Annotated in this window: 5 protein-coding genes; 1 reads left to right on the top strand and 4 read right to left on the bottom strand. The window is 72.3% G+C overall.

Features of this window, described 5'->3' with window-relative positions; genetic code table 11:
* The coding region (locus IE312_RS42295; RefSeq protein ID WP_229900558.1) for a helix-turn-helix domain-containing protein at window positions 1-418 on the bottom strand (418 nt) is incomplete at its 3' end.
* 222 nt (window positions 419-640) lie between these two features.
* On the opposite strand from IE312_RS42295, the gene IE312_RS29150 reads away from it, so the two are divergent.
* A complete protein-coding gene (locus IE312_RS29150; protein WP_189985284.1) occupies window positions 641-1,306 on the top strand; it encodes a DUF4097 family beta strand repeat-containing protein in 666 nt (221 codons plus the stop codon).
* 70 nt (window positions 1,307-1,376) lie between these two features.
* Here IE312_RS29150 and IE312_RS29145 read toward each other — a convergent pair whose 3' ends face one another.
* From IE312_RS29145 to IE312_RS29135, 3 genes are all read right to left on the bottom strand, one after another.
* Complete coding sequence (locus IE312_RS29145) at window positions 1,377-2,594, bottom strand: MFS transporter (protein ID WP_189985283.1); 1,218 nt, start codon at window positions 2,592-2,594, stop codon at window positions 1,377-1,379.
* 94 nt (window positions 2,595-2,688) lie between these two features.
* Entirely contained in the window at window positions 2,689-3,738 is a 1,050-nt protein-coding gene (locus IE312_RS29140) for an endonuclease/exonuclease/phosphatase family protein (RefSeq protein ID WP_189985282.1), read from the bottom strand.
* Window positions 3,739-3,924: 186 nt separating this feature from the next.
* On the bottom strand, window positions 3,925-4,497 hold a 573-nt coding region (locus IE312_RS29135; protein ID WP_229900557.1), incomplete at its 5' end, for a TetR/AcrR family transcriptional regulator.

Genomic DNA, 4,497 nt, shown 5'->3' with positions numbered 1-4,497 from the left:
CGGACGCCGGACTGACCTGGAGGTGCCGGACGAGTTCGGCCGCGGTGAGGCTGCCCGCGTCGCTGATGGTCAGGCAGGCCATCACCCGCGCCATCATGTGGGGCGTGCCGGACTGCATGAAGACGGTGGTGAGCGTCTCCTCGTACGCGCGCACGGCCTCGGGATCGCGTCCGTAGCCCTGCGCGAGTGCCTCGGTCCCGCGGGGTACGGCCCGCCGGCGCCGGTGGGCGCGCCGCTCGGTGGCGCGGTGGGCGAGGTCGGCGCGGTAGGCGGTGGGGCCGCCGTTGCGCATGACCTCCCGGGTGACGGTCGAGGTCGGACGGTCGAGCCGCCGGGCGATCTCCGCGTAGGCGAGGCCGTCGGCCAGTCCCAGCGCGATCTGCTGGCGTTCCTGCTGGGTGAGCCTGCCTCCCGGCACCACGGCCTCCTTCTTCGGTTCCGAACGCCCCCAGCTTAGCGTTCACCGGCAATTCATTGCAATGAACGGGGTGGCTGTCGTTGCGTTATCGTATGGCCCATTGCAACGACTTCATGCAGGTGAGCTGCATGAACACCTCGACGGTGCAACGTAGTTGTTGCCAACTTCATGAAGGCAACGTAGCGTTTCCTGCATCGGAAACAACGAACGAAGGAATCCACGATGCACGAGTTCGCCACTCCCGCCGCCGTCTCCGCCGTCCTCGACATCCCCTCGGGACGCATCCAGCTCATCGCCGCCGACCGGGCCGACACCACGGTCGAGGTCCTGCCCGCGGACGCCGCCAAGAGCCGTGACGTGAAGGCGGCGGAGCAGATCGAGGTCTCGTACGACGACGGCGTCCTGCGGATCGCGGCCCCGGCGGCGAGGAACCAGCTCCTCGGCTCCTCGGGAGCCGTCGAGGTGACCGTCCAGCTGCCCGCCGGCTCCCGGGTGGAGGGCAGGGCGTCCGCCGCCGAACTGCGCGGGGTCGGCCGCCTCGGGGACCTCGCCTTCGACGGCGCCCACCAGCGGATAAAGATCGACGAAGCCGCGGGCGTCCGGCTGACCGCGGTCGACGGGGACGTCGAGATCGGGCGGCTGGGCGGCTCGGCGGAGATCAGCACCGAACGGGGCGACATCCGCATCGCCGAGGCCGGGAGCGGCACGGTCGTCCTGCGCACCCGGTCCGGCGACATCTCGGTCGCCGCGGCCCCCGGAGTCTCCGCGTCACTGGACGCGGACACCGGCCACGGCCGCGTCAGCAACGCCCTGCGGAACGACGGCGGCGTCGGACTCGACATCCGCGCCACCACCTCGCACGGTGACATCACCGCCCGCAGCCTCTGAACAGCGGCGGGGGCCGGGGCGGCAGCGGCGCCTCACTGCCATGGGCGTCCTGGCCTTCCGTGTCGCGGCCTCAGCCCCGCAGCGCCCCCGATTCCTCCGGCAGGTGCGCCGCCACCACCCGGCCCGCCGACGGGGCCGCCCGCCGGCGGTCCACCGTGTGCGCCACGGCCGCCACGCCCAGGCCCAGCACCGCCAAGAGGGCGCCCGCGAGGGCCGGGGAGGTCGTACCGAAGCCGGCGGCCAGGGCGAGGCCGCCGATCCAGGCGCCGCCGGCGTTGGCCAGGTTGAAGGCCGCCTGGTTGGCGGAGGAGGCGAGGGAGGGGGCCGCGGCGGCCTTCTCCATCACCATCAGCTGGAGCGGGGAGCCGGTGATGAACGCGGCGGCGCCCAGCAGGGTCACGGCGAGGGCCGCGCTCCACTCCGCCCGCATCAGCAGCGGGAACAGCAGCAGGACGACGCCCAGCGAGACCAGGCCGCCGAACAGGGTGCCGCGCAGCGAGTGGTCCGCCAGCCGGCCGCCCAGCAGATTGCCGGCGGTGGCGCCGACGCCGAACAGGGCCAGCAGCAGGGTCACGCTGGTCTCGGCGTAGCCGGCGGTGCCGGTGAGCATCGGGGTGACGTAGCTGTAGGCGGCGAAGAGCGCGCCGAAGCCCGCCACCGTCGTACCGAGGGCCAGCCAGACCGGCAGGGACCGCAGGGCGGCCAGTTCGCCGCGCAGGCCCGCCGATGCGGCGGCGTGCTCGCGGTCGTGCGGGACGAGGAGGGCGAGGGAGACGATGGCGGCCAGGCCGATCGCGCTGACCGCGAGGAACGTCGCGCGCCAGCCGAGGTGCTGGCCCATGAGGGTGGCGGCGGGGACGCCGGCGATGTTGGCGACGGTCAGGCCGAGGAACATCAGGGAGACCGAGCGCGCCTTGCGCTCGGGCGGGACCATCGCGGTGGCGACGACGGCGCCGACGCCGAAGAAGGCGCCGTGCGGCAGGCCGCTCAGGAAGCGGGCGGCCAGCAGGGAGCCGTTGCCGGGGGCGAACGCCGACAGGGCGTTGCCCGCCACGAACAGTGCCATCAGGGAGATCAGCACGGTCCGGCGGGACAGCCGGGAGGTCAGCGCGGCCAGCAGCGGGGCGCCGATGACGACGCCCAGCGCGTACGCCGAGACCAGGTGCCCGGCGGTGGGGATCGAGATGTGCAGGTCGTCCGCGACCTCGGGGAGCAGCCCCATCATCACGAACTCGGTCGTGCCGATGCCGAAGGCGCCCACAGCGAGGGCGAGCAGGGCGAGGGGCATGAAGGACCTTTCAGAGCGCAGTGCCGTACGGGTTCGAGTCTCGCAGTATGTTCCCGTACGGAACAAACGCACTCCGGTCCGGAATTCCAGCGGCTCAGGAGGCTGTGTCGAGCTTCACACGGGCCGCCACCGGCAGGTGGTCGCTGTTGGTGCGCGGCAGCGTCCAGCTGCTCTCCGGCTCCGCGCCCCGGACCATGATCTGGTCGATGCGCGCCATCGGGAACGACGCCGGCCAGCTGAAGCCGAAGCCGCTGCCGGCCGCGCCCTGCGTGGAGCGCAGCTGGGAGGTGACGGCGTTGAGCGAGCGGTCGTTCATGGTGCCGTTGAGGTCGCCGAGCAGCACGACCCGCTTCAGGGGCTCGTCGGCGATCGCCTCGCCGAGCGCGTCGGCGCTCTTGTCCCGTTGCCGTGCGGTGAAGCCGGCCTCCAGCTTCACGCGCACCGAGGGCAGGTGGGCGACGTAGAACGCGACCGGGCCGCGGGGGGTGGCCACGGTGGCCCGCATCGCCCGCGTCCAGCCCAGCTTGATGTCGACCGCCTCCACCCCGGTCATCGGGTACTTGCTCCACAGGCCGACCGTGCCGGCCACCGCGTGGTACTTGTACGTCGGCGCGAGCGCCTTCTCGTAGACGGGCACGGCGGAGGCGGGCAGTTCCTCCAGGGCCAGGACGTCGGCGCCGGAGGCGGCCACGTCGGTGGCGGTCGCGGCCGGGTCCGGGTTGTCGGCGTTCACGTTGTGGGTGGCCACCATCAGGTCGCCGCCGGTGCCCGTCTTGTCGGTGAGCAGCCCGCCGAAGAGGTTCAGCCAGACGGTCGCCGGCAGGACCAGCACGATCAGCGCGGTCGCCGACCTGCGGATCAGGGCGAGCACCAGGAGCACCGGGACCGCCAGGCCCAGCCAGGGCAGAAACGTCTCGGTCAGTGAACCGAGATTGCCCACCGCGTTGGGGATGTGGGCGTGCACCAGCATCACCAGGGCGAGCAGCAGGGCCAGCGCGGCGAGGACGAGACCGCGCCGCCAGATCCGCGGATCGTTCCGCCAGCCGGAGAACAGGCGGTGCAGGAGGCGCCGAAACCGGGATCCCGGCCGCTCGGGACCCGGGCCGTCGCCTGCCGTCTCCGTCATGTACGCCTGCTGCGCCATACCGTTTGCCTCACTGCCTGCCGTGCACACCGTTCGCCCCCGTGCTGTTGACGACCCTAGGGGATGATCGGCTCGTTCCCGCCGCCCCATGACGGCCGTACGGAAGACGAGGACGAACGAGCCGGTGCCAGGAGTTCCGGTTCCCCCGCGGACGGCGCGTTCTGTGACGAAACGCGCACACGAGTGCTACGAGGCTGTCGACCTGACGGGGCGTAGGCCCTCCAGGACCGTGTCGACGATCCGCTCCGCCAGCCCCTCGGGCAGGTCGGCGTCGGGGCGCATGACGGAGCGGACGAGCATGGGGCCGGCGAGCATGTCGTTGGCCAGGTCCAGGTCGACGTCCGCCCGGATCTCGCCCCGTTCCTGCGCCCGGCGCAGCACTTCCAGGGCCACGGCGCGCCGGGGCGCTATGACGCTGGCGTGGTACGCCGCCCAGAGTTTCGGGGTCGACTTCATCTGGGCGTACACGTTGTGCAGGATCGCCGAGGAACGGCTCACCAGGCCGCGTCGGCGCAGCGACTCCAGCAGCGCCACCAGGTCGTCGCGCAGGCAGGTGCCGGGGAGTTCGGGCTCGGGGGGTTCGGCGGCGCGCACGACGTCGACGAACAGTTCCTCCTTGCCGCTCCAGCGCCGGTAGATGGTGGCCTTGCCGACGCCGGCCGTGCGCGCGACCCGCTCGATGGACAGCTCGGCGAGGGGCACGCCCTCCTCCAGGAGCTTCATCACGCCTTCCAGGATGGCGCGTTCCACGGCTTCGCT

The organism is Streptomyces capoamus, assembly GCF_014654935.1.
Classification (GTDB): domain Bacteria; phylum Actinomycetota; class Actinomycetes; order Streptomycetales; family Streptomycetaceae; genus Streptomyces; species Streptomyces capoamus.
The sequence above is the reverse complement of the archived record's forward strand: the minus strand, read 5'-3'. Positions and strand labels throughout refer to the sequence as shown.

Coding starts and splice junctions, on each gene's coding strand:
- IE312_RS29150 (WP_189985284.1), top strand. CDS start 641: ATGCACGAGTTCGCCACTCCCGCCGCCGTCTCCGCCGTCCTCGACATC.
- IE312_RS29145 (WP_189985283.1), bottom strand. CDS start 2,594: ATGCCCCTCGCCCTGCTCGCCCTCGCTGTGGGCGCCTTCGGCATCGGC.
- IE312_RS29140 (WP_189985282.1), bottom strand. CDS start 3,738: ATGGCGCAGCAGGCGTACATGACGGAGACGGCAGGCGACGGCCCGGGT.